Source organism: Aliihoeflea aestuarii (assembly GCF_024105665.1).
GTDB lineage: Bacteria > Pseudomonadota > Alphaproteobacteria > Rhizobiales > Rhizobiaceae > Aliihoeflea > Aliihoeflea aestuarii.
The window spans coordinates 34639-59625 of the sequence record NZ_JAAAMK010000005.1 but is presented as its reverse complement, the minus strand read 5'-3'; the positions used below and the strand labels follow the sequence as shown (position 1 = coordinate 59625).

Genomic DNA, 24987 nt, shown 5'->3' with positions numbered 1-24987 from the left:
GTGCACGTTCGGAATGTTTGGAGTGGCCGGAACCGCTTTTCGCCTCATCGTCGCTGCTTCATCCTGATGAGATTTCCGCCAGGCCGAGCCAGCGTGCCAGGGACGCCAATTCCGCTTGGAGTGCTTCGCCGGTCTCGCTTGGCGCATCAGGTTCGTGATGTGTCGCATGGACGAGCAGGCGGGACGTTTTCCGGTCTGCCTTGAGGTCGACCCGCGCGACGAGCCGGTCGCCGAAAAGGAAAGGCAATACATAGTAGCCGTGCTGGCGCTTCTGCGCCGGGACATAGATTTCGATCCGGTAACGAAAGCCGAAAAGACGTTCGGTGCGCGCACGCTCCCAGATCAACGGATCGAAGGGAGCCAGAAGTGCCTGCGCCTCGATACGGCGTGGGCGACGGGCTTCGCGATGAAGAAATGCCTGCGGCCAGCCCTGCACGCTTGCCGGGATCAGCACACCCGCTTCGACCAGCGCCGCTATGGCGACCTGCGCCTCCTGCGGCGCGAGCCGAAAATAATCACGCAACTCACCCGCCGTGGCGATCCCGAGCGCGCGCGCCGATTGCTCGATCAGGAGGCGATGGGCCTCGCCCTCCGGCGGCGTCGGCAGGGCGAGGATGGTCGGCGGAATCACCCGCTCCGTCAGATCGTAAACGCGCTCGAAGCTTCGGCGGCGCGTGGCTGTCGTGATATGGCCCGCGTAAAAGAGCCATTCGAGCATGCGCTTGGAATCGCTCCACTCCCACCAGCCGGTTCGGCTCGACTCGAAATCGGACGCGGCCAGCGGCCCTTCTTGCCGAATCCGGTCCAGAACCGCCATCGCTTCGGCACGCCTCTCGCCGGCGAATATTCGCATGCCGGAATATCCGGCCTCTCCCCGGTCGCCGCGCGCCATTCGCCAGCGCAAAAGCGGATGGGTCGCCAGCGGAAGCAAAGACGCTTCGTGAGCCCAATATTCGAAGAGACGGCGCTCGCTCCTGCGTCCCCAGGCAGCCCGATCGAGAAGCGCGGGGTCGTATGTGCCGAGCCGCGAGAAGGCAGGCAGGTAATGAGCACGCGTGAGGACGTTGACGCTGTCGATCTGGTGCAGACCAAGCCGCTCCACCGTGCGGCGCAGATGACCGTGATGGATCGCGGCGGGTCTGGCTGTCCCGAACCCTTGCGCGGCCAGCGCGATGCGCCGGGCCTGGGGGACGCTTATCTGTTCTCCTGAAGGCGGCACGTCGTATCCATGTCCGATGAGGTGAGCGAATTTTCTTATCCGCGCTGCATCCGTCCCGCGCAAGGCAGGATCCGTGCGGCAAACGAACCTCCTGACAATTCGGCGGCCGCTTGCCGGTCGTCCAGTCCGGCCGAAAGCCTCAGCGCCCCAGACAGAGATCAGGGGCGTGGACGTCAGATTCGCCTCGACATTGGCGATCAGATCCTGGCCTCCCACGCTTGTTCCATATCATCAGTCACGTCCGTGAGTTGCTCAAGGTCATGGGCCAAAAAAGGCCTGACTGGTAGGGGCCGCAATCCGTCCATCGCTCATAAGCCGGGCCTCGAAGACTTCCTGGACCGAATGGGCGTGGTGCGCGTTTCGATGGTCCACGACAACACGATCGAGGAAGTCGATTGGCTGACTGCCGCTGGACAAGATCACGCGCACGGCCGAATCCGCACGAGCCGGCATAGCAAACTGAGGACGCGAGCCGCGGATTTCGGTCTCGTCCCAGCGAACGGAACGATCGCATCCGACATGTCCGTGGCGTAACGCGTTCGGAAAACGCACATTTTCAGCGCCCTTTCCAGCAACAGATCCGTCAAAAATGACAATTCGTACGCAATATTTATATAATTAAGTCAATGATATTATTGCGCAATATAAATTTTTTGGGAATTCGTTCTCAAATTAATTGACCAAACTCTGCCAAATATGTAAATCATGAGAAATCATTCTCATTTTTGAGGCCGAGTGGCATGCTCAGTTCAAGTCGTGATCGAAAAGGCGAAAGCGTCAAAGCGCGAACATTGGCGCGGCGCCTTCAACTGATCGATGCGATGGGTGAGCTGTTGTCAGCCGGCGAGCTTCCGTCGACCATGTCCGAACTCGCAAAAGCTGCGGGGATGTCGACCGCTACAGCCTATCGTCACTTCCAGTCGCTTGAAGAAGTTGCCCAGGCCTATCTCATCCGGACGATGACGACGCTCCGGGATTTTTCGGTCGAACGCAGCGAGACGGGTACGGAGCTTCTGCGCGTCATTAGTCGATACTGGATCAATATCGTTCAGGAGCACGGTGGCGTGCTCGTGCAGATACGCTCGCGGCGTGGCTTTTACGATCGCCTGCAACAGCGTGTGGTCAGCACCGAACTTGGCTTTGAAGCGCGGCGACGGGCGCTGGTCGGCGTTCTCGCCGAGCACGGCTTGCCGGCATCGATGCTCGACGATGCCGCGATGCTCTACAACACCATGTTCGATCCACGCGACATCATCGACCTCATCACCCTGCGAGGCTTGAAGCCTGACAGCGCCGCCCAGGTGCTGGTTTCCGCCTTCATAGGCGCATTGCAAGGCTGGCATCTAGGTCTGGCCACCCCTTCGACACATCAGAACCAGCGTTAAGGAACACGAGTATGATTGGTTTCCGGATCGGAAGCGTCGCACGCAAGGTCGACAGCGTTGTCGTCGAGAAATTTCGAACGCTTCCGGTTTCGAACGTCAGCGACTGCATGGCGCGCATGAGCGGATTCGGCGCGGAAATCCGCCCTTACCATCGCTCGGGCACGCTTGCCGGGACGGCCGTCACTGTCAGGTCGCGTCCCGGCGACAATCTGATGATCCACAAGGCGCTCGACATGGCCGGCCCCGGCGACGTGCTGGTGGTCGATGCCGGCGGCGATTTGAGCAACTCGCTCATGGGCGAACTGATGCTGTCCTATGCGATCAAGCGCGGCCTGGCAGGCGTGGTCCTCAACGGTGCGGTTCGCGACCTGGGCTGGATCAAGGAGCGCGATTTTCCGGTCTTCGCCGCAGGCGTCACCCATCGCGGCCCCTACAAGGACGGGCCAGGCGAAATCAACCTTCCGATCTGCATATCCGGCAATGTCGTTCATCCCGGCGATTTGATCATCGGCGACGATGACGGCGTCCTGTCGGTGGCCTTCGACGACGTCGATACGGTGTTCGCCGCTGCCTCGAAGAAGCACGAAGCCGAAACGCGCCAGTTCGCAGCCATCGAGGCGGGAACGAACGACCGCTCTTGGGTGGACGAAGCGCTGCGGCGTCAGGGCGTCCTTTAGCCCGAAACGCGCCATCCCATACAGAATTGCGAATACCGGAACCATGATGTTCAAGACTTCTGCCGCACTGACCCGCATCAAGCCGTCGGCTACAATCACCGCGACACGCCGTGCCCGAGAACTTCGGGCCGAAGGGCGCTCGATCATCGCTCTTAGCCAGGGCGAGCCTGATTTCGACACGCCGCTGCATGTGAAGGAAGCCGCCTGCGCGGCGATCATGCAGGGCGGACTGACCTACCCGCCCGTTCCGGGGCTGCCGGAATTGCGGGAGGCCGTCCGGGACAAGTTCCAGCGCGAAAACGGCCTGTCTTACGCCTTAAACGAGATCATCGTTTCGAGCGGCGGCAAGCAGGTCATCTCGAACGCCCTCCTTGCCACGCTCGACGAAGGCGACGAGGTCATCATCCCGGCGCCCTACTGGGTTTCGTATCCGGAGATGGCCGCGCTGTTCGGTGGCACCCCGCGCGTCGTCGAAACGTCGCTCGAAAGCGGTTTCAAGCTGACGCCCGCCGCCTTGCGCGCGGCAATCACGGCCCGCACGCGGTGGGTGATGCTCAATTCGCCTTCGAACCCGTCCGGCGCGGTCTATTCGGTCGCCGAGATGCGCGCGTTGACGGATGTGCTGCTCGATTTCCCGCATGTTCTGGTCATGGCGGACGATATCTACGAACACCTGATCTATGACGGTGGAACGTTCGCGACGCCGGCGGCGGTCGAGCCGCGGTTGAAGGATCGCACGCTGACGGTCAACGGTGTCTCGAAAGCCTATGCGATGACCGGCTGGCGAATCGGCTATGCCGGCGGCCCGGCCGCGCTCATTTCCGCCATGGAAAAGGCACAGGGACAAACGACCTCGGGCGCGTCCGTTCCCGCTCAGAAAGCCGCGATCGCTGCGCTGACCGGAGATCAGGCCTTCCTTGCCGAACGCAAGGCATCCTTTCTGGAACGAAGGGATCTCGTGGTGTCCATGCTGAACGACGCCCAGGGTATCGAGTGCCCCGTCCCGCACGGCGCGTTCTACGTGTTCCCGTCCTGCAAGGGTGTTCTCGGCAAAAATGCGCAGGGCCGCGTCCTGAACACCAGCGAGGATTTCACGACCGCACTTCTTGAAATTGAAGGTGTCGCTCTCGTTCATGGCGAAGGTTTTGGCCTGCCGGGCCATTTCCGAATCTCCTACGCCAGCGACCCATCCGAACTCCGCGAGGCCTGCGTCAGAATCCAGAGGTTCTGCGACGGTCTGGAGGATGCGGCTGCGCCGCATCGGCAGGCCGAGACGGCCGCGCCAGCACCCTGAGGAAGTCGCCCGACGGGCAATCAAAACCAATAATCGATGTCAAAACCAAAAGTGAGTGGAACCATGTTGAAGAAAGTTTTGCTTTACGCGGCAGTCGCGTTGCCGGTGGCATTTTCCGCATTCGCGGCAAAGGCCGACCGTCTGGACGAAATCAAGGCGCGCGGCACGCTTATCTGCGGCACGCTCGGCACCTCCGAGCCTTTCAGCTTCCAGGACCGCGATAGCCGCCAGCTCGTCGGCTACGACGTCGATATCTGCAAGATCGTCGCCGATTCCATCGGCGTCGAGGTTGAATACAAGCTTCTCGCCGTCGCTGCGCGCATTCCGGAACTGGACAGCGGCCGCGTCGACGTCGTCGCTGCCAATCTGGGCTGGACGCCGGAGCGCGCCGGGCAGATCGATTTCAGCCATCGCTATTATGTGACGCCGCAAAAGCTGCTGGTGCTTGCGAACTCCGATTTCGAGAACGCCGAAGATCTGGCCCAGTCGCGCATCGGCGCAACGAAGGGATCGAGCTCCGAAGCGCTCTTGAAGGAGCGTTTTCCTGAAGCCCGCGTGATCGGCTATGCGGACAGCCCGGCCACGTTCCTCTCGCTTCAGCAGCGCAAGGTCGACGCGCAGTTCGCCAGCGAACTCGTCCTGGTTCGCCTGATGAACCAGAGCCCCGAGGGCTCGCCGACCCGCATCATCGAGGAATCCCTGTTCGACGAGCCGTGGGGTCTGGGCGTGCGCAAGGGTGAAACGGCCCTGCTCGAGGCCGCCAACGCCGCGCTCGACGAAACCGAAACCTCCGGCGAGGCACAGCAGCTCTTCGACAAGTGGTTCGGCGCCGACACGCCCTACGATCTGACGCGCTCGTTCACGATCGGACCGATCGAAGGCGCATCGAACTAGACGCTTTGTGCATCTCCGCGCGCCGCCGGGCGTGCGGAGCAGCCGCTTGAGAGGCGAGCATGGACTTACTGACAGCGGACCAATTTCAGCAGCTCTTATGGGGCATGCGAACGACGATCATTCTGTTCGCCGTATCCTGGGTCATGGCGTTCGCGCTGGCCCTGGTCCTGGTTGTCGTACGGGCGACCGAATACCGGCTGTGCCGCTGGTTCGTGGATGGGTTTGTTGCCTATCACCGCAACGTGCCGTTGCTCGTCCAGGTCATGTTCTGGTATTTCGGCATGCCCGAACTCTTGCCCGAAAATGTGCGGTTCTGGCTGTATGATCACAATGCCGAGTTCTCGTTTGCTGCGATAGCGCTGGCATTGGGCAGTTCGGCATATGTTGCCGAAGACATTCGCAGCGGGCTTCGAGCGATCCCCAATACGCAGTTTGAAGCGGCCAGTTCGCTGGGCTGCAGCTATCTTCAGTCGATGCGCTACATCGTGGTCCCGCAGGCGCTGCGGATTTCGCTGCCGCCGCTCGTCAGCCGCGCCCTGCTGCTTTTCAAGAACACCAGCATCGCCATGGCGATTGGCGTCGCCGAACTGACGTATCGAACGCGTGAAATCGAAAACATGACCTTCAAAACATTCACGGTCTTCGGCATCGCCACCGTGCTCTATCTGATTGGCACGTTCACGCTGATGGCCTTCGGTTCCTGGCTGGAAAACCGCACGCGTCTCGACCGTAAGGCGGCCGCGAAATGATCGAAATCCTCCAGGACTACGGGCTGAACTTTCTCGTCGGCCAATACCCGCACGGTCCGCTCGGCGGCCTCGCAATGACGCTGATCGTCGCCGCACTCGGGATCGTCCTATCTTTTCCGATCGCCATCATATTCGCGCTGGCACGGATATCTCCGTATCGCTCCTTGCGCTGGCTGAGCAAAGGCGTGGTGAATTTCGTTCGCGGAATTCCGCTCCTGATGCTGATTTTCTGGTGCTACTTCGTGATTCCTATCGTGACAGGCTATTCGGTCAGCGGATTCACGACGCTGGTCGTCGCGCTGGTTATCTACGAAGCCGCCTATCTTTCGGAAATCATCCGCTCCGGCATCGAGGCGCTGCCCAAGGGCCAAACGGAAGCTTCGCAGGCACTGGGCGGCAGCTATGCGCTCACGGTGCGTAGCGTGATCCTCCCGCAGGCCCTGTTCAACGTGCTTCCTGGCATGACGAGCCAGTTCATTTCCACGATCAAGGAAACGTCGCTAGGCTACGTGATCGCAGTGAACGAACTCACTTTCAGCGCCAATCAGGTGAACAACATGCTGCTGACCCAGCCGCTTCAGGTCTTCACCATTTTGGCCGCGACTTATTTCCTCGTCTGTTTCGTGCTGACCCGCACGCTATCGACCATCGAAACCCGAATTCGGCGCAACAGGGGAATGGCATGAACGCTACGGTTCGTGACGCAGCCATCGTCAGCTTCGACAATGTCAGCAAATGGTACGGCGAGTACCGGGCGCTTGAGAATATTTCGATCGACATTCCAAAAGGGCAGGTCGTCGTCGTATGTGGCCCCTCCGGCTCCGGAAAATCGACGCTTATCCGCACGGTGAACGGCCTCGAGCCGATCCAGGAAGGCCGGATCATACTTGATGGAACCGACGTCCATGCGCGCAAGACCGACCTCAATCAGTTGCGTCAGAAGGTCGGATTCGTTTTCCAGCACTTCAATCTGTTTCCTCATATGAGCGTTCTGGACAACGTCACCTTCGCCCCGATCAAGATCCAGAAGAAGCCGAAAGACGAAGCCCGCGACTTTGCGCGCAAGCTTCTCGACCGTGTCGGCCTCGCCGAGAAAGCGGACACGTTCCCGGGCTTCCTGTCCGGCGGACAGCAGCAACGCGTGGCGATCGCGCGCGCCCTTGCGCTTCGTCCGCCCGTCATCCTGTTCGATGAGCCGACCAGCGCGCTCGACCCGGAAATGGTGGGAGAGGTTCTGTTGGTCATGAAGTCGCTGGCCAGCGAAGGCATGACAATGGTTTGCGTGACACACGAAATGGGTTTTGCCCGCGAAGTCGGCGACCGCATCGTGTTCATGGATCAGGGCAAGGTCATTCTCGACGATACGCCGGATCAGTTTTTCAGCAAATCCGACCATCCGCGCGTGCAGCGTTTCCTCGCCGACATACGCCGGGAAGCTTGAAGGGACCTGCCGACGTCCGCACCGGTCCCTGTTTGCCGGTGGCTTCCCGGCCTCAAACGATCCCGCCACCGCCCGCGACGGATGCAGGGCGTTCCGCCGCCACCTTGGCGCGATAGCCGCTCTCGCGATAGGCGGCGACAGGGTCGATCGCCCCTCCAGACTCGAGACGCGCCATTGCGAGGATCGGTTCGACGTCGGTGCGGAAGGCCGACTTGAGCGTCGCCGAGGCCATCAGCGCGTCGTTGTCGTCCTGAAAGCCTGCGAGCGCGGTCCGGTCGACCAGGAGCGCCTGCGCATGGGCGCGCGCCACTTCCATCGCGGAAACCATCAGGCTTTCGACCGGATCGGTCACGTTGTGGCTCTGGTCGAGCATGTGTGCGGGGTGGAAGCGCCCCGCGTCTTGCCGTTCTGCGTCGTGCCGCTCCGCGTCCACCAGTTCGTTGAAGACGAGGAACAGCCGGTACGGGTCTATCGATCCGGCATCGAGGTCGTCGTCGCCATATCTGGAATCGTTGAAGTGGAAGCCTCCCAGCTTGCCGAACTGGATCAGCCGCGCGACGATCATCTCGATATTGACGTTCGGCGCATGATGGCCGAGATCGACGAGGCAGAAGGCTTTGTCGCCCAGTTCGCGCGCGATCAGATAGTTGGTGCCCCAGTCCTGCACGACCGTCGAATAGAAGGCCGGTTCGTACATCTTGTGCTCGGTGAAGAGCCGCCAGTCTTCGGGCAGGCCCGCATAGACGGCCTTCATCGAGTCGAGATACCGTTCGAAGGCGCGCGTGAAATGCGACTGGCCGGGAAAGTTCGAGCCGTCGCCGACCCAGACCGTCAGCGCCTTCGAGCCGATCGCCTTGCCGATCTCGATACATTCCAGATTGTGCTCGACCGCCTGCGCGCGCGTCGCCGCATCGGTATGCGAGAGCGAGCCGAACTTGTAGGACAGCTTCTGGTCGGGCGCATCTGAGAAGGTGTTGGAATTCATCGCGTCGAAGCCGAGGCCGAAGCGGCCGGCACTCTCGCGCAGATGCGCCGGATCGGCCCTGTCCCAGGGGATATGCAGCGAGACGGTTGGCGTCGCGCGCGTGAGTTCGTGGATCACGGCGCAGTCGGCGAGCTTGTCGAAGATGTCGCGCGGCTCGCCGGGGCCGGGAAAGCGTGCGAAGCGCGTGCCGCCCGTCCCGACGCCCCATGAGGGGATCGCGATGCCGAAGCCTGCGGCTTTGCTTCTTATCGCATCGGTCGATACGCCGCGCCGGTCGAGTTTCTCGCCGAGCGTTTCGTAGTCGCGGCGAAGGTTCTCCTCGCGCGCGCCATTGTGCCGTTCGATAAGGTCGGCGTCGATCCTCGTTTCCGTCATGGCGTTGCCCTCCCGGCCTAGCGCGTGAAACTCTGGGCGTTGCCGGCGTCTACATTGATGATGTTGCCGGTCGATTTCGCCGACATGTCCGAGACGAAGAAATAGACCGCCTCGGCGATGTCTTCGGGATAGACCGAACGCTTCAGCATCGAGCGCGAACGGTAGTGTTCCTCGAGGTCGTCGGTGGACATGTTGTAGGCGGCGGCGCGCTGTTCCTTCCACTCGCCGGTCCATATCTTCGAGCCGCGCAGAACGGCGTCGGGATTGACCACGTTGACGCGGATCTGCGCGGCCGCGCCCTCGAGCGCGAGGCAACGTGCAAGATGGATCTCCGCCGCCTTGGCCGTGCAATAGGCCGAGGCGTTGGGCGAAGCGGCCAGCCCGTTCTTCGACGCCACGAACACCACATTGCCGCCGATGCCCTGCTGCCGAAACAGCCGGAACGCCTCGCGCGAGACGAGGAAATAGCCGGTCGCGAGAATGTCCATGTTGCGGTTCCACAACGCCAGCGTCGTTTCCTCCACGGGGGCGGAGGAGGCAAGACCGGCATTGGAGACGAGGATGTCGAGGCCACCATAGTCGACGGCGGCCGCGGCGAAGCCGGCGGCGATCTCGTCCTCGCTGGTCACGTCGAGCCTGACTTTGCGGACGACATCGTTGCCGAAAGAGCCGCAAAGTTCGTCACCCGCCGTGTCGAGCGCGTCGGCATCGATGTCGGCGATGACGACACAGGCGCCGTCGGCCAGCAGCCGCGCCGCCGTCGCCCTGCCGATGCCGCCCGCGCCGCCGGTCACCAGCGCCACCCGCCCCGCGAGCGGCTTGGGCCTCGGCATGCGCTGGAGCTTGGCTTCCTCCAGCGCCCAGTATTCGATGTCGAAGGCTTCCTGCTCGGGGAGCCCCACATAGTCCGAGACGCTGGAGGCGCCGCGCATGACGTTGATGGCGTTGACGTAGAACTCTGCCGAGATGCGAGCCGTCGCCTTGTCGGCGGCGAAGGTGATCATGCCGACGCCAGGCACGAGATAGACGACGGCGTTCGGGTCGCGCATGGCCGGGCTGTCGGGCCGTTTGCAGCGTTCATAGTAAGCCGCATAGTCGTTTCGATAGGCCTCGATCGCGGCCGGCAGTCCGGCAAGCGTAGCCTCCGCATTCGGCGATGCCGGGTCGAAATCGACCATCAGCGGCCTGATCTTGGTGCGCAGGAAATGGTCGGGACAACTCGTGCCCAGCGCGGCAAGCTCTTCCATCCGGGCCGAACAGACGAACTCCAGGACTGCCGCCTGATCGTCGAAGTGGCCGACCTTGTGGCCGGTGGCGGAAATCGCGCCGCGGATCGCCGGCATCAACCGCGCCGCGACGGCGCGGCGCTCGGCAGCGGGCAGCGGGCGATATGCCTCCCCACCGAAGGCCGCCTTGCCGGCGGTCCTGCCCTCGAACCATTCGATCGCACGGTTGATGATGCGGATCGTCGTTTCATAGCAGGCTCGCGCGGTGTCGGCCCAGGTGAACAGCCCGTGGCCTTCGAGCACGACGCCGACGGCATCTGGATTCTCTCGGCTGAATGCTTCCAGCCACAAGCCCAGTTCGTAACCCGGCCGTTTCCATGGCAGCCATCCGATCTCGCCACCGAATATCTCCCGCGTCAGCGCCTTCGAATCCTTCGCGGCGGCGATGGCGATGACGGCATCGGGGTGCATGTGGTCGACATGCCTGCGCGACACATAGGCGTGCAGCGGCGTGTCGATCGAAGCCGCACGGGGGTTCAGGCCGAACGTGCAGTGCGGCAGGTAGCCGACCATCTCGTCTTCATGCTCGACGCCGCGATAGAGTCCCTTCAGCGCGTGGAGCTTGTCCATGTAGAGAGTGGCGAAGCCGTCGAGCCTGATCGTGCCGACATCGCCGCCGGAGCCCTTGACCCACAAGACCTCGACGGCCTCGCCCGTCAGCGGGTCGTTCTGCGCGACCTTGGCCGAGGTGTTGCCGCCGCCGTAATTGGTGATGCGCTTGTCGGAGCCGAGAAGGTTTGAACGATAAAGCAGACGTTCGGCCTCGCTCATCGAGGCCGCCCTTGCCTCGTCCCAGAGATCGGCGAGCCTCGCGGCGTTGCTCGTTTCAAGCATGTTGGCGTCCTCCCGATGCACCGGGGCGCGGTGCGCGATTTTTCGCCCAATCTCTACGTCGCCCTGCCCGATGTCAATCAAGAACGATCACGATCAATCATTGTGCGGCGCAATATGAAATATCTTGATCGAAATTGATTGACACTGTGCGAAATCTCACGACTAGATGTGAACGCAGGGAGGAACAATGCACGAGAAAGAGCGCCACCGGATCATCCTGTCCGCCATCCAGGAAAAGCCCGTCGTGACGGTGCCGGAACTGGTCGAGCTGACATCCTCGTCGGAGGCCACGATCCGCCGCGACATTGCGGCGCTGCATGTTCAAAAGCGCCTTCGCCGGCTGCGCGGCGGCGCCGAGGCGATCAGCCCGCCGCAATTCGTCGGCATTGCCGGCCGCACCTTTTCCGTCAACGAGACAATGCACGCCGCCCAGAAGCGCGCGATCGCACGTTCCGCAGTCGATCTTTGCAGGGACGGCGAACCGATCATCATCAACGGCGGCACGACGACGTTCCAGATGGTGCATTTCCTCACGAATAGCAGGATGCCCATCTTCACCAACTCGTTCCCGATCGCAGAGCACCTGCTCAAGCATTCGCGCAACACGGTGATGCTGTCGGGCGGCACGATATACCGAGAGCAGAACATCATCCTGTCGCCCTTCGAGAACGATGTGACGCGCAATTTCTATGCGCGGCGCATGTTCATGGGGGCACAGGGTCTCGGCCCTCTCGGCCTGATGGAGGGCGATCCGCTGCTGATCCAGGCAGAGCAAAAGCTGATCGACCAGGCCGACGAGCTTGTCGTGTTGGTCGATTCATCGAAGTTCCGCCAGCGCTCGAGCCTGATCCTGTGCGCCCTGTCGCGGATCGCCACCGTCATCACCGACGAGGGCGTGGAGGATCGCGATGCGAAAATGCTGGAGTCGGCTGGCGTGACGCTTCTCATCGCGCCGGTGGGTCGCGGACAGGCGGAGGAAAGCTCGCTACCGGCATGAGGCGGGCGGCGCCTGCGAATGCAAGACGAACCATGGGAGGAATGAACATGCAGCTATTGAAGAAACTTCTCGCGACCGCTGCCGTCACGGCGATCCTGGTCGCACCGGCGGCGTCGCAGGAGATGAGGATCGCACTCGTCGTCAAGTCGCTCGGCAACTCCTTCTTCGACGCCGCCCATCGCGGCGCGCAGGAGGCGGCCGAGGAAATCGGCGATGTCGAGGTCATCTATACCGGCCCGACCGCCGCCACGGCGGAGGGCCAGATCGAGATCGTCAACTCGCTGATCAACCAGCAGGTCGATGCCATCGCCATCTCGGCCAACGATCCTGACGCGCTGGTGCCAGCTTTGCGCCGCGCGATGGATCGCGGCATCACCGTGATCTCGTGGGATTCGGGCGTTGCGCCCGAGGGCCGGCAGTTGAACCTCAACCCATCCGACACGGCGCTGATCGGCGAGACCATCATCAAGCTTGCCGCCGACTACCTGCCCGAGGGCGGCGACGTGGCGATCCTGTCCGCGTCCTCGACGGCGACCAACCAGAACGCATGGATCGAAGCGGCGCGCGAGGCGATCCCGGAAAAGTTTCCGGACATCAACCTCGTCACCGTCGTCTATGGCGATGACGACTCGGTCAAGAGCACCAACGAAGCGCGTGGGCTGATCGCCTCCTATCCGGACCTCGACGCGATCATCGCGCCGACCACGGTCGGCGTCGTCGCAGCCGCGCAGGTCGTCACCGACATGGACCTCATCGGACAGATCAACGTGACCGGCCTCGCTTTGCCTTCGGAGTTCAAGCAGTTCATCGACAACGGAGCCAGCCAGGCCGTCGCGCTGTGGAACCCGATCGATCTCGGCTACTCGGCGATCCAGATCGCGCATCAATTGTCGACCGGCGAAGCCACCGCAGAGCCGGGCGCGACCATCGCCATCGGCCGCGTCGGCGAGATCACGCTCGACGACGACAACAACGCGGCGATGGCGGCGCCCTTCCAGTTCGACGCGTCGAACATCGAGGAGTTCTCGCAGATCTACTGATCCGCGGCTTCAGTGACGGGCGGCGACGAGCCGCCCGTCTCCCGTATGTCCCAAGGCTATCGCTAATGATGCACGCGACCGTCGAAAGTTCTGCGAGACCTGCCTCCGGCGAGGCTAGGGCACGTCCCCTGCTTTCCCTGTCGGGCATCTCGAAGTCGTTTCCGGGCGTGCGCGCGCTCAACGAAGTGTCGCTCTCGCTTTATCCCGGCAAGGTGACCGCGCTGATCGGCGAGAACGGCGCGGGCAAGTCCACGCTCGTCAAGATCATGACCGGCATCTACCAGCCGGATGCGGGCGAGATCGCGATCGACGGCGCGGTCGTCGAATTGCCCGGCGCGCATGCGGCATTCGAGCAGGGCATCACCGCCATTCATCAGGAAACGGTGCTGTTCGACCATCTGACCGTGGCTGAAAACATCTTTCTCGGCCACGCGCCGCGTGGTTTTCTCGGCCTCATCGACTGGTCGCGCATGCGCCGCGAGGCCCGCGAGGTTTTGGAAGCGATGGGGGCCGGCCATATCGACCCGGACACCTTCCTGCGCGACCTCGGCATCGCCAGCAAGCATCTCGTGGCGGTCGCGCGCGCCATGTCGATCGACGCACGCATCGTCATCATGGACGAGCCGACGGCGGCCCTTTCGACCAAGGAGATCGAGGAACTCTTCCTGCTGATCGAGTTCCTGAAGAGCGAGGGCAAGGCCGTCCTCTTCATCAGCCACAAGTTCGACGAGATATACCGCATCGCAGACAACTACACCGTCTTCCGGGACGGCGAGATGGTCGGGGAAGGTGCGCTCGCGCAGACCTCGCAGGACGCCATCGTGCGCATGATGGTCGGTCGTGCGGTGGACCAGATCTTTCCAGCCCGCACGCCGAATATCGGCGGTCCTCTCCTGACCGTCTCCGGCCTGTCGCATCCAACGGAGTTCGATAACGTCTCCTTCGAGTTGCGCGAAGGCGAGATACTCGGCTTCTACGGCCTCGTCGGGGCGGGACGCAGCGAGGTCATGCAGGCGGTCGCCGGACTGACGCGGACGAGCAGCGGGACGATGGCGCTCGCCGGCGAGACGATCGCGCCGCAAAGCGCGGCGGACGCCATCGCGGCCGGCATCGTCTATGTGCCCGAAGAGCGCGCGCGGCAGGGTGTCGTCGCCGGCCTGCCGATCTTCCAGAACGTGTCGCTGCCCTCGCTGGGCAGGATTTCGAAATCGGGCGTACTGCGCCTTGCCGAAGAATTCGCGCTGGCGCGCACCTATACCGAACGGCTCGATCTGCGCGCCGCCTCGCTCAGCCAGGATGTGTCGACGCTTTCCGGCGGCAACCAGCAGAAGGTGGTGATCGCCAAGTGGCTCGCCACGAAGCCGCGCGTCATCATCCTGGACGAGCCGACGAAGGGCATCGACATCGGCTCCAAGGCGGCGGTGCACGAATTCATGGCCGAACTGGTCGCCGACGGGCTTTCCGTCATCATGGTATCTTCGGAACTGCCGGAAATTCTCGGCATGTCGGACCGGATCGCCATCATGAGGGAAGGATGCATGGTCGCGATCCACGACAACAGGGGCCTCGACGCCGAAACGCTGGTGCGGGCCGCCGCGGGGATCGGATCATGATCCGGTCGCTCGCCAGACAACGCGAGATCTGGCTCGCGGCCGCAATCGCGCTTCTGATCGGGTTCGTCGCGATTCGCTTCCCGGCCTTTGCGCGGCCGGCCAACCTCATGTCGGTCTTCAACGATTATTCGATCCTCATCATTTTGGCCCTCGGGCAGATGGTCGTCATCCTGACGCGCTCGATCGATCTTTCGATGGCGGCGAATCTCGCCTTCACCGGAATGGTGGTGGCGATGACGAACGCGGCCTTTCCGACCATTCCGATTCCGCTCCTGATCGTCATGGCAATGGCGATCGGCGCGACGCTCGGCGCCTTCAACGGCGTCCTCGTCTGGAAGCTCGGCATCCCGCCCATCGTCGTCACGCTTGGCACGCTGACGGTGTTCCGGGGAATGACCTTCGTCGTCTCGGGAGGCGCGTGGGTCAATGCCGACCGAATGAGCGCGGCCTTCATTTCGCTTCAGCGCGGCTGGTTCCTCGGCCTGCCGGTCCTGTCGTGGTTCGCGATCGCGGCGATCATCGCCTTCTACCTGATGATGACGCGCACGCCCTTCGGCCGCGCGCTCTACGCGACGGGCGTGAACCCGACCGCTTCGGTCTATGCCGGCATAGATGTCGGGCGCACCAAATTCCTCGCCTTCTGCATCTCCGGCATGGTGTCGGGGCTTGCCGGCTATCTGTGGGTCTCGCGCTACGTCATCGCCTCCACCGAGGTTGCCAACGGCTACGAACTTCAGATCATCGCAGCTTGCGTCATCGGCGGCGTCTCGATCGCGGGCGGGATCGGCACGGTGGGGGGCGCGGTGCTGGGCGCGCTCTTCCTGGGGGTCATCGGTGCGGCGCTTCCCGTCATCAACGTCTCGCCTTTCTGGCAACTCGCGATTTCCGGCAGCGCCATCATCCTTGCCGTGATCCTCAATGCGCGCGGTGAAAAGCGCGGCGGCCGCATCATCCTGAAGAAGGCGGAAGCGACATGACGATTCTTGACCAGACCGCGGCCGCGCGGCCACAGGCCCGGCACATTCCCGACCGGCTCGATTCGCCGCTCAAGGCAGGGCTTTTCTCATGGGAGATGCTGCTGGTCGTCGTGGCGGTGGCGATCTTCGTCGCCAACGCACTCGCGACTCCGTATTTCCTCAATGCCTGGGCGCTGTCGGACCTGACCTTCAACTTCGTGGAAAAGGGCCTGATCGCGCTCGCCATGGCACTTCTGATCATCTCCGGCGAGATCGATCTTTCGGTCGCCGCGATCATCGCCCTTGCCTCGACCATGATGGGGCTGGCGCTGCAATGGGGCGTCGGAACACCGGGCCTCGTTCTGATCGGCCTTGCCACGGGGCTTTTATGCGGCGCCTTCAACGGCGCGCTGGTCACGCGGCTCGGTCTGCCCTCCATCGTCGTTACCATCGGCACGATGAGCCTGTTCCGCGGCATCGCCTTCATCGTCCTTGGCGACCAGGCGTTTCGCGGCTATCCGGAAAGCTTCGCCTTTTTCGGACAAGGCTATGTCTGGTGGGTGATCTCGTTCGAACTCGTGCTCTTCGTCGTCATGGCCGCGCTCTTCTGGTTCCTGCTCCATCGCACCAGCTTCGGCCGCACCGTCTACGTCATCGGCAACAATCCGGTCGCGGCCGCCTTTTCCGGCGTGCGCGTCGAGCGCGTGAAGTTCATCCTCTTCTGCCTCACGGGCGTGATGGCGGGCCTTGCCTCGGTGCTCCTGACATCACGGCTCGGCTCGACGCGGCCTTCCATCGCCATGGGCTTCGAGCTGGAGGTCATCACCATGGTCGTGCTCGGCGGCGTCGCCATTCTCGGCGGCTCGGGTTCGATCACGGGCGTCGTGCTGGCCGCCATCATCATGGGGCTCGTCACCTTCGGGCTCGGCCTCCTCAACGTGCCGGGCATCGTCATGTCGATCTTCATCGGCCTCCTGCTCATCACGGTAATCGCATTGCCCATCGTCTGGCGGCGTGTCCGCGAGGGGCAGGCGGAATGACGGCCGAGAAATACGCTTTCAGGATGAAGCTCAAGCCAGGCATGCGCGACGAATACAAGCGCCGGCACGACGAGATCTGGCCGGAACTCGTCTCGCTGCTGCGCGAGGCGGGCATTTCGGACTACTCGATCCATCTCGACGCCGGCACGGACACGCTCTTTGCCGTCTTGTGGCGTACGGTTCCAAACGGCATGGATGCCCTGCCGGCGCATCCGGTGATGGCGCGTTGGTGGGCGCATATGGCCGACATCATGGAAACTCATCCCGACAACGAGCCGGCCTCCGTGCCGCTCGAAACGCTCTTCCACATGAAATGACGGCCAGCCATCCGCGCCACGTCGCCGTGATCGACATCGGCAAGACCAATGCCAAGCTGGCGTTGGTGGATCTGGAGATGCGAAGCGAGGTGACAGCGCTGCGGCAGCCGAACCGCCCGAGGACGGACGGCCCTTACCCCCACCACGACATCGATGCGCTCTGGTCCTTCATTCTCGAAGGCCTGGCGATCTTCCAGCGCGACTATCCGGTCGACGCCATCTCGGTGACGACCCATGGCGCGACGGCTGCTCTCATCGACCGGCACGGCGCGCTCGCGCTGCCCGTCCCCGACTACGAGTTCGACGGGCCGGACAGATTGCGCAACGACTATGACGCGGTTCGCCCGAACTTCGATCAGACCGGTTCCCCCGGTCTGTCGCTCGGCCTCAATCTGGGCGCGCAGCTCTTCTGGCTGGAAAAATCCTTCCCCGACGCATTCGCAAAAGCACATGCGATCCTGACCTGGCCACAGTTCTGGTCGTGGAAGCTCACCGGCGTGGCGGCGAGCGAGGCGACGTCGCTCGGCTGCCATACGGATCTTTGGAACCCGCATGCGCGCGATTTCTCGACGCTTGTCGACGTCATGGCATGGCGCGCGCTGTTTCCTCCGCTGAGGCGCGCAAATGAGATGCTAGGTCCGCTCCTGCCCGAGGTCGCCGCCCGCACGGGGATCGATCCGGCGACGCCGGTATTGTGCGGCATCCACGATTCCAATGCATCGCTGCTGCCGCATCTGATCACACGCAAGCCGCCCTTCGCCGTGGTCTCGACGGGCACATGGGTCGTGGCGATGTCGATCGGCGGAAAAAGAGTGCCACTCGATCCCGCGCGCGACACGCTGGTCAACGTCAACGCTTTCGGCGACCCGGTGCCGTCCGCGCGCTTCATGGGCGGGCGCGAATTCGACGTGCTGATGGACGGGCATACACGCCAGACCAATACGTCCGATCTCAATGCAGTTCTGGAGAGCGGGACGCTTTTGCTGCCATCGTCGGTCATGGGCTCCGGCCCTTTTCCCAATGGCACGGCTCGCTGGATCGGGCCAGAGCCCAGGGGAGGTCGCCGCTATGCAGCCGTTTCGCTGTATCTCGCACTGGTGACGGCGACCTGCCTCGACCTCGTCGGTGCTGAAGGGACGGTGATTGTCGAGGGTCCGTTCGCATCGAACGAGCATTTCCTGACCATGCTGGCGGCAGCAACCGAACGTGCGGTGATCGCCGGCCAGCGCGCCGGCACCGGCACGAGCCTGGGCGCCGCGCTTCTTGCCGGCCAGTCCTGCCGGGTCCAATCGGCCGACCCTCCGGATGTGCTACCTGTTCCCGCAGCCTTCCGCCACTATGCAGCCATGTGGCGCGCCAGAGCTGCCGTCGCGTGATCGCCGCAGCCGCGCGGGAGATAACACAGTTCAGCCGAGCCGACGCGCTAGATCGACAGCCTGCCTGGCAGGACCGGACATCTCCCGCTCGATCAGGGCCACGCGCTCGGCGTCGTAGTGGTTCGCGGTGTCGAGCATGTTGACGGTGGCCGCGAGTTCCCCTTCGAGCACGACCGGAAGGTTGACGACCGACTGGCAGCCGAGGCTGTCGATCAACTCGTAATCCGGGAAGACGTTCGCGATCTCGTCGATCGTGTTGGCGACGAAGGTGCGACGCTGTTTGTGCACGATCTCGAACCAGCTATTGAAATTGATCGGCTTGGTGCCGGAGTCGGGATAGTTCTCGGGGTCCGAGGTGAAGGCGCGCCGCGCCAGAAGGTTCTCCATATCCACCGTCATCACGGTGAATAGCTTCGCACCGACCACGGCGCGCGCGAAATCCTGAAGCGCCGTAAAGGCTTCCTCGCCGGTCGTTGCGGCGGCGATGGCGGTGTCGAAACGCGCGCGTGCGGCGTCGATATCGGTGGTCATTCTAGAGGGCCTTTCAGACGGAAACGGATTCACCGCCGCTGGCGGCATAGAGTTCGCGGGCATAGGGATCGGAGAAGTCGCCGCTGCGCAATTGCACGACCCTCGCGACCTCCACGACCCGGCCATGGCGCATCACGGCGAGCCGGTCGCACAGAAAGGAGACCACCGGCAGATTGTGCGTGACGAGCAGATAGGTCAGCTTTTGCTCGCGCTTCAGACGCTTGAGCAGGTTGAGGATTTCCGCCTGCACCGAAACGTCGAGCGCCGATGTCGGCTCGTCGAGAAGAAGCACCTTTGGCTCCAGCATCAGCGCACGGGCAATGGCGACGCGCTGGCGCTGGCCACCCGACATCTGGTGCGGAAAGCGGAAGCGGAAGCGACGGTCGAGCCCGACCGCCCGCAGCATCTCTTCGACGCGCTCGCCCCGGTTGCCGATGCCATGAATGGCAAGTGGCTCGGACAGCACAGTGTCCACCGTCTTTCGAGGGTGAAGCGAACCGTACGGATCCTGGAACACCATCTGGCACGCCTTGACCGAAGCACGGTCGACGCCATGGCCGCGCTTTTCGCCCAACAGTCGGATCGTGCCGGTCCATTCGGGCGCGAGGCCGGCGATCGCACGCAGCACCGTTGTCTTGCCGGACCCCGATTCACCCACTAGGGCAAAACTTTCCCCTTCCGCGATGTCGAGGCTGATGTCGTGGGTGATCGGCGTCTCGCCATAGGAGATCGAGACGTTATCGAGAAAAATCGCGCTCGTCATGTGCCGCCCCAGCCTGCGCGATCGAGAACAGGCAGCTCCTCGCGCGTCTCGTCGAGACGCGGCATGGCGGCGAGCAGCCCGCGCGTATAGGGATGGCTCGCATTTTCCAGCTCGCCCGCCTTGCAGCTTTCCACCACTTCGCCGGCATTCATGACGAGGATGCGGTCGCAATAGCGTGCGACCAGATTGAGGTCGTGGCTGATCAGGATCAGCCCCATGCCCTTGCCGGTGACAAGATTGTCGATGATGTCGAGCACCTGTGCCTGCACCGACACGTCGAGCGCGGATGTCGGCTCGTCGGCGATCAGGAGGTCCGGCTCGGGGATCAGCATCATCGCTATCATGATACGCTGGCCCATACCGCCCGAGACTTCGTGCGGATAAAGCCGTGCGACGCGCTCGGGATCATTGATGCGAACCGCTTCGAGCATCGAGATCACGCGGCCCCTCACCTCGCCACGCGGCAGGCTGGCATGGACCTTGAGCGCTTCGGCGATCTGCTCGCCCACGGTGATGACCGGGTTGAGCGAAAATTTCGGATCCTGCATGACCATGGAGATGCGGGCGCCGCGAATGGCGCGCATCTTCCTTTCGGGAAGCGACAGGAGATCCGTTCCGTCGAAAGCGAGCCGGTCGGCGGTGATGCGGCCGGGCGGGCGGATGAGGCGCAGGATGGCCCGCCCGGTCATCGACTTGCCCGAGCCGCTCTCACCCACGATCCCGAGCCGCTCGCGGCCAAGCGTGAAGGAAATGCCTTTGACCACCTCCACGCGCCCCTGATGGGTCGGGAAGGAGACGCGCAAATTGTCGACTTCGAGGAGGGGCGCGCTCACTTGCTTTCTCCATTCTTGGGGTCGAGCACGTCGCGCAGCCCGTCGCCGAGGAAGCAGAAGCCGAGGCTGACGATCACGATCGCGATGCCGGGCATGGTGGCGACCCACCACTGGTTCAAAATATAATCGCGTCCCGTCGCGATCATCGCGCCCCATTCGGGCATTGGCGGCTGCGCGCCAAGACCGAGAAAGCCGAGACCGGCCGCAGTCAGGATGATGCCGGCCATGTCGAGCGTAACGCGGATGATCATGGAGGAGGTGCAAAGCGGCAATATGTGGCGCGCGATGATGCGTGCCGCAGAGCCGCCCTGAAGCCGCACCGCCGCGATGAATTCCGAATTGCGCAGGACCAGCGTTTCGGCCCGCGCGATGCGCGCATAGGCCGGCCATGTGGTGATGGCGATGGCGATGATCGCGTTGTTGATGCCCGGCCCGAGCGCGGCGACGAAAGCGAGTGCCAGGATCAGTTTGGGCATCGACAGGAAGATGTCGGTCACGCCCATCAGCACGCGGTCGACCCAGCCGCCGAAATAGCCCGAAATCGCGCCGACGAGGAGACCGACCGGCGCGGCGATCACCGCGACGAGCAGGACGATGGTCAGCGTGATGCGCGAGCCGTGGACGACGCGCGAGAAGATGTCGCGGCCCAGCGCGTCGGTGCCCATCAGGTACTCCCAGCTCGGCGGCTGGAGGCGCACGGACAGGTTTTGCCGTATCGGCGAATAGGGCGCGATCAGATCGGCGAAGATGGCGGTGGTCACGAGCACGGCGATGATGAAGAGGCCGAGCACTGTGAGCGGGTTGGACAGCAGCCCCAATATGAGCCGATAAAGCCTTCCCGCGCCCGCCTGCGTGCGCGAGGTGGGGGAATCGGCGAGCAGCCAGTCGCGCGTCGTCGCCATCAGCGGGCCCTCGGGTCGAGAACGCGGTAGAGCACGTCCGAGATCTTGTTGATGAAGATGAAGACCGAACCGATGACGAGCGTCGCCCCAAGCACGGCGTTCATGTCGGCGTTGAAGAGCCCTGTCGTCAGATAATTGCCGATACCCGGCCAGGAGAATACGGTCTCGATCATCACCGAACCTTCGAGCAGGCCAGCATAGGACAGGCCGATCACGGTGATGAGCTGGATACGGATCGGGCGGAAGGCATGGCGCCAGATCACCATCCGTTCCGGCACACCCTTGACGCGCGCGGTGGTCACGAACTCCTGGCTGAGTTGATCGAGCATGAAGGAGCGTGTCATGCGCGCGATATAGGCGAGCGAGAAGAAGCCGAGGATCGAGGCGGGCAGGACCAGATGCCAGAACGCGTTGCGCATGGCTCCGAAATTGCCGGCTATGAGACTGTCGATCAGCAAAAGCCCGGTCACCGGGGGTACGGTTCCCTCGAAGAAGATGCCGAGCCGGCCCGGCCCGCCGACCCATCGAAGCTGCGCGTAGAAAAGCGCCAGCCCGACAAGGCCGAGCCAGAAGGCGGGAATGGAATATCCCAGCAACCCGACGACGCGGATCGCCTGATCGACGAGACTGCCCTGGCGCGAAGCCGCGATCACACCCATCGGCACGCCGAGAACGACGCCGATGATGATGCCGATCGTCGCCATTTCGAGCGTCGCGGGAAAGACCCGCGCCAGGTCGGCGGCAACCGGCCGTCCCGTAGATATGGAGGTGCCCAGATCGCCGTTGAATACGCCCCATACATAATTGAGGAATTGCCGCCACACAGGCAGGTCGAGCCCCATGGCCTGCCGTGCGGCCTCGTAGGTCGCAGCCGAGGCGCGGTCGCCCACGGCCGCCAGAACCGGATCGATCGGCACCACGCGGCCTATCATGAAGGTGATGGCGAGCAGGCCCAGAAAGGTCAGGAATATGGTGGCGAAGAACCAGCCGGCCTCCGCCGCCACGGCTTTAGTCCGCCGCCGGCCGATGCCGCCACGATGTGGATGAGGCAAAGCCTGCCCGCTGCTTGCGCTTTCGGCCGACACGGCGTCCGATTCTCCCTTTGAGGCGATAGTGTCCCCACCGACGACAATGTTTCACCCGTGCCGGCCGGCTAAAAATTCACTTGGATGATACAGATTATTTTGCTTACATCAAAAAAATTATTCTGGAGCATCGGCATGGCGGGGGCGGAGCAGATTGCGCAAGGGCATCCCAGAATAGGCGCGCTGATCCGCGCGCGGCGCCTGCAGCAGCGCATGACATTGCAGGTTCTGGGCGCGGCGGCCGAGCTTTCGGTCGGCTATCTCAGCCAGATCGAGCGCGACCAGGCGACGCCGTCGCTTGGCACGCTCGCCCAGATTTCCCGCGCTCTCGGCGTCGCCATCGACTATTTCATCGCGGCCCCCACCGCGCAGGATGCCTTCAGCCGTGCGGATCAGCGTCAGCGCTTTTCCATCGACGGCTCCTCGATCGTCTATGAGCGGTTGTCGACCGAATTTGCCGGTAGCGTGCTGTCGTCCTTCGTCATGATCGTGCCGCCCGGCTATGAGTCGGAAACGGTCAGTCACGAGGGCGAAGAGATCCTCTATGTCCTCGATGGCGAGATCGCCCAGCGTCTGGGCGATGCGGAAATGATCATGCGCGCCGGCGATGCCCTGCATTATCGCGGCAACCGGCCGCATGCCTGGGCCAATCGCACGACGCGTCCCGCACGCCTGTTGTGGGTCGGCACACTAACCCTTTTCCAGTCCATAAACGCATCGAAGGTCTTGCCCGACACCGAGAAGCCGGTCGCAAAGCCAAAATCGAAAACCTCGAAGGAGCGAACATCATGAAGCTTTTCCGTTCGGCGCTTATGGCGTCGGTCCTCGCGCTGCCGCTGGTGCCTTCCGCCGCGCTGGCGATGACGCCCGACAGCGTTCTCGTCGTCGCGCAGAATATCGACGACATCGTCGCGATCGACCCCGCACAGGCCTATGAATTCAGTTCGGGCGAACTGGTGACCAACCTTTACGACCGGCTCGTTCAGTACGACGCGGAGGACACCACGGTCCTTGCGGCGGGGCTCGCCAGCAAATGGCAGGTCGACGACGAGAACCGCTCCATCACCTTCACCATGCAGGATGGCGCGACCTTCCATTCGGGCAATCCGGTGCGACCGGAGGACGTGCTGTTTTCCTTCCGCCGCGTGGTCGCGCTCCAGCACAACCCGTCCTTCATCCTGACACAGCTCGGCTGGACGCCCGAGAACATCGAGGAGATGGTGACGGTCGAGGGCAATCAGGTCACGATCCGGTACGAGGGCGACTTCTCGACCGCTTTCGTGCTCAACGTGCTCGCCTCGCGCCCGGCGTCCATCGTGGACGAAGTCGCGGCGACGGAAAATGAAGTCGACGGCGATTTCGGCAATGCCTGGCTCAACCGGAACTCGGCCGGCTCCGGCCCCTTCCGCCTTGCCGCTTACGAGCCTGCCCGGCTGGTGCGCCTCGAAGCCTTCCCGGACTATTTCAAAGGCGGACCGGCGATCGAGGGCATCATCATCCAGCATGTCGCAGAAGCTGCTACGCAGCAGCTTCTTCTTGAAACCGGCGACGTCGACATGGCGCGCAACCTGACGCCCGACCAGATGGCCTCCATCGCCAGCGATACGATCAAGGTCGAGAACTACCCGCAGGCGACGGTCCACTTCCTGTCCTTCAACCAGAAGGTCGAGGCACTGACCAGCGAGGCTTTCTGGGAGGCCGCACGTTATCTGGTCGATTATCAGGGCATGGTCGACAGCTTCCTCGCAGGTCAGATGGAGGTCCATCAGGCGTTCTGGCCGAAAGGCTTTCCCGGCGCGCTGAACGACACGCCGTTCACTTATGATCCAGACCGCGCGATGGAAATTCTGGAGGAAGCCGGCGTCGAACTGCCGATCACCGTATCGCTCGACGTCATCAACTCCGCGCCGTTCACGGACATCGCGCAGTCGCTTCAGGCGACGTTCGGCGAAGCCGGAATCAATTTCGAAATCCTCCCGGGCACCGGCGCGCAGGTGATCACCAAATATCGCGAGCGCAGCCATGAAGCGATGCTTCTCTATTGGGGGCCGGACTTCATGGACCCGCACTCCAACGCCAAGGCCTTCGCCTACAATTCCGACAATTCGGACGACAACTATACCGCGACGACGACCTGGCGGAACGCATGGGCCGTCCCGGACGAGATGAACCGGAAGACCATGGCGGCGCTGGCCGAATCCGATCCGGCGGCGCGCGAGGTGCTTTATCTGGAGCTTCAGGAGGAGGTCCAGGCGAATTCGCCCATCGTCATCATGTTCCAGGCAGAGCGTCAGGTCGCCATGGCGGACACTGTCGAAGGCTACGTCAACGGCGCGACCTCGGACTTCGTCTACTACCGTCTCGTGACGAAGAACTGACCGCGCTTCCGGCGTTG

24 protein-coding genes are annotated in these 24987 nt (G+C 63.0%); 16 read left to right on the top strand and 8 right to left on the bottom strand.

Translation table 11 applies throughout. From position 1 onward, the window contains the following. Window positions 1-58: 58 nt before the first annotated feature. Window positions 59-1219 (bottom strand): winged helix-turn-helix domain-containing protein, encoded by a 1161-nt coding sequence (locus GTW25_RS12165; RefSeq protein WP_252912397.1) that lies wholly within the window; start codon window positions 1217-1219, stop codon window positions 59-61. An 860-nt stretch (window positions 1220-2079) separates the two neighbouring features. On the opposite strand from GTW25_RS12165, the gene GTW25_RS12160 reads away from it, so the two are divergent. The 7 genes from GTW25_RS12160 (at window position 2080) to GTW25_RS12130 (ending at window position 7659) form a co-directional block, all read left to right on the top strand. Further along, window positions 2080-2604 (top strand): TetR/AcrR family transcriptional regulator, encoded by a 525-nt coding sequence (locus GTW25_RS12160; RefSeq protein ID WP_372493153.1) that lies wholly within the window; start codon window positions 2080-2082, stop codon window positions 2602-2604. Window positions 2605-2615: 11 nt separating this feature from the next. Continuing rightward, complete coding sequence (locus GTW25_RS12155; RefSeq protein ID WP_252912395.1) at window positions 2616-3281, top strand: RraA family protein; 666 nt, start codon at window positions 2616-2618, stop codon at window positions 3279-3281. A gap of 43 nt (window positions 3282-3324) precedes the next feature. After that, window positions 3325-4575: a pyridoxal phosphate-dependent aminotransferase gene (locus GTW25_RS12150; protein ID WP_372493151.1), complete on the top strand. Its 1251-nt coding sequence runs from the start codon at window positions 3325-3327 to the stop codon at window positions 4573-4575. Between the two features lie 63 nt (window positions 4576-4638). Further along, a complete protein-coding gene (locus GTW25_RS12145) occupies window positions 4639-5469 on the top strand; it encodes an ABC transporter substrate-binding protein (RefSeq protein WP_252912392.1) in 831 nt (276 codons plus the stop codon). 59 nt (window positions 5470-5528) lie between these two features. Continuing rightward, complete coding sequence (locus tag GTW25_RS12140; RefSeq protein ID WP_290128011.1) at window positions 5529-6218, top strand: amino acid ABC transporter permease; 690 nt, start codon at window positions 5529-5531, stop codon at window positions 6216-6218. Further along, window positions 6215-6904, top strand: a complete 690-nt coding sequence (locus GTW25_RS12135) for an amino acid ABC transporter permease (protein ID WP_252912390.1) — start codon at window positions 6215-6217, stop codon at window positions 6902-6904. Before GTW25_RS12140 ends, GTW25_RS12135 begins: the two co-directional genes overlap by 4 nt. After that, on the top strand, window positions 6901-7659 hold the full coding sequence (locus GTW25_RS12130) for an amino acid ABC transporter ATP-binding protein (RefSeq protein ID WP_290128010.1): 759 nt from the start codon (window positions 6901-6903) through the stop codon (window positions 7657-7659). Before GTW25_RS12135 ends, GTW25_RS12130 begins: the two co-directional genes overlap by 4 nt. A gap of 52 nt (window positions 7660-7711) precedes the next feature. On the opposite strand, the gene rhaI is transcribed toward GTW25_RS12130, so the two are convergent. Next, window positions 7712-9019 (bottom strand): L-rhamnose catabolism isomerase, encoded by a 1308-nt coding sequence (gene rhaI / locus GTW25_RS12125; RefSeq protein ID WP_252912389.1) that lies wholly within the window; start codon window positions 9017-9019, stop codon window positions 7712-7714. Between the two features lie 17 nt (window positions 9020-9036). Then, entirely contained in the window at window positions 9037-11139 is a 2103-nt protein-coding gene (locus tag GTW25_RS12120; RefSeq protein ID WP_252912388.1) for a bifunctional rhamnulose-1-phosphate aldolase/short-chain dehydrogenase, read from the bottom strand. Between the two features lie 187 nt (window positions 11140-11326). Between GTW25_RS12120 and GTW25_RS12115 the strand changes: the two genes are divergently transcribed. From GTW25_RS12115 to GTW25_RS12085, 7 genes are all read left to right on the top strand, one after another. Beyond that, window positions 11327-12136: a DeoR/GlpR family DNA-binding transcription regulator gene (locus tag GTW25_RS12115; RefSeq protein WP_252912386.1), complete on the top strand. Its 810-nt coding sequence runs from the start codon at window positions 11327-11329 to the stop codon at window positions 12134-12136. Between the two features lie 47 nt (window positions 12137-12183). Then, on the top strand, window positions 12184-13176 hold the full coding sequence (rhaS, locus tag GTW25_RS12110) for a rhamnose ABC transporter substrate-binding protein (protein ID WP_252912385.1): 993 nt from the start codon (window positions 12184-12186) through the stop codon (window positions 13174-13176). A gap of 65 nt (window positions 13177-13241) precedes the next feature. Next, the gene (locus tag GTW25_RS12105; protein WP_252912384.1) at window positions 13242-14789 is read left to right on the top strand and encodes a sugar ABC transporter ATP-binding protein; all 1548 of its coding nucleotides are present in this window, start codon (window positions 13242-13244) and stop codon (window positions 14787-14789) included. Beyond that, complete coding sequence (locus GTW25_RS12100) at window positions 14786-15766, top strand: ABC transporter permease (RefSeq protein ID WP_290128009.1); 981 nt, start codon at window positions 14786-14788, stop codon at window positions 15764-15766. The genes GTW25_RS12105 and GTW25_RS12100 overlap by 4 nt, the downstream gene beginning before the upstream one ends. Beyond that, window positions 15763-16785: an ABC transporter permease gene (locus tag GTW25_RS12095; RefSeq protein ID WP_252912383.1), complete on the top strand. Its 1023-nt coding sequence runs from the start codon at window positions 15763-15765 to the stop codon at window positions 16783-16785. The genes GTW25_RS12100 and GTW25_RS12095 overlap by 4 nt, the downstream gene beginning before the upstream one ends. Further along, a complete protein-coding gene (locus GTW25_RS12090; protein ID WP_252912382.1) occupies window positions 16782-17102 on the top strand; it encodes an L-rhamnose mutarotase in 321 nt (106 codons plus the stop codon). Before GTW25_RS12095 ends, GTW25_RS12090 begins: the two co-directional genes overlap by 4 nt. Next, the gene (locus tag GTW25_RS12085; protein WP_252912381.1) at window positions 17099-18478 is read left to right on the top strand and encodes an FGGY-family carbohydrate kinase; all 1380 of its coding nucleotides are present in this window, start codon (window positions 17099-17101) and stop codon (window positions 18476-18478) included. The genes GTW25_RS12090 and GTW25_RS12085 overlap by 4 nt, the downstream gene beginning before the upstream one ends. Before the next feature lie 30 nt (window positions 18479-18508). Here GTW25_RS12085 and GTW25_RS12080 read toward each other — a convergent pair whose 3' ends face one another. From GTW25_RS12080 to GTW25_RS12060, 5 genes are read right to left on the bottom strand one after another with little or no spacing between them, the layout of a single operon-like run. Further along, entirely contained in the window at window positions 18509-19009 is a 501-nt protein-coding gene (locus tag GTW25_RS12080) for a GAF domain-containing protein (RefSeq protein ID WP_252912380.1), read from the bottom strand. A gap of 13 nt (window positions 19010-19022) precedes the next feature. Then, on the bottom strand, window positions 19023-19772 hold the full coding sequence (locus GTW25_RS12075) for an ABC transporter ATP-binding protein (protein WP_252912379.1): 750 nt from the start codon (window positions 19770-19772) through the stop codon (window positions 19023-19025). Further along, on the bottom strand, window positions 19769-20605 hold the full coding sequence (locus tag GTW25_RS12070; RefSeq protein ID WP_252912378.1) for an ABC transporter ATP-binding protein: 837 nt from the start codon (window positions 20603-20605) through the stop codon (window positions 19769-19771). Before GTW25_RS12070 ends, GTW25_RS12075 begins: the two co-directional genes overlap by 4 nt. Further along, window positions 20602-21507 (bottom strand): ABC transporter permease, encoded by a 906-nt coding sequence (locus GTW25_RS12065; protein WP_252912377.1) that lies wholly within the window; start codon window positions 21505-21507, stop codon window positions 20602-20604. The genes GTW25_RS12070 and GTW25_RS12065 overlap by 4 nt, the downstream gene beginning before the upstream one ends. Further along, the gene (locus GTW25_RS12060; RefSeq protein ID WP_308206257.1) at window positions 21507-22511 is read right to left on the bottom strand and encodes an ABC transporter permease; all 1005 of its coding nucleotides are present in this window, start codon (window positions 22509-22511) and stop codon (window positions 21507-21509) included. The genes GTW25_RS12065 and GTW25_RS12060 overlap by 1 nt, the downstream gene beginning before the upstream one ends. 216 nt (window positions 22512-22727) lie before the next feature. On the opposite strand from GTW25_RS12060, the gene GTW25_RS12055 reads away from it, so the two are divergent. Both GTW25_RS12055 and GTW25_RS12050 read left to right on the top strand, forming a co-directional pair. Continuing rightward, window positions 22728-23384 (top strand): helix-turn-helix domain-containing protein, encoded by a 657-nt coding sequence (locus GTW25_RS12055; RefSeq protein ID WP_252912376.1) that lies wholly within the window; start codon window positions 22728-22730, stop codon window positions 23382-23384. Then, complete coding sequence (locus GTW25_RS12050; RefSeq protein WP_252912375.1) at window positions 23381-24970, top strand: ABC transporter substrate-binding protein; 1590 nt, start codon at window positions 23381-23383, stop codon at window positions 24968-24970. Before GTW25_RS12055 ends, GTW25_RS12050 begins: the two co-directional genes overlap by 4 nt. The last annotated feature ends 17 nt before the right edge of the window (window positions 24971-24987 follow it).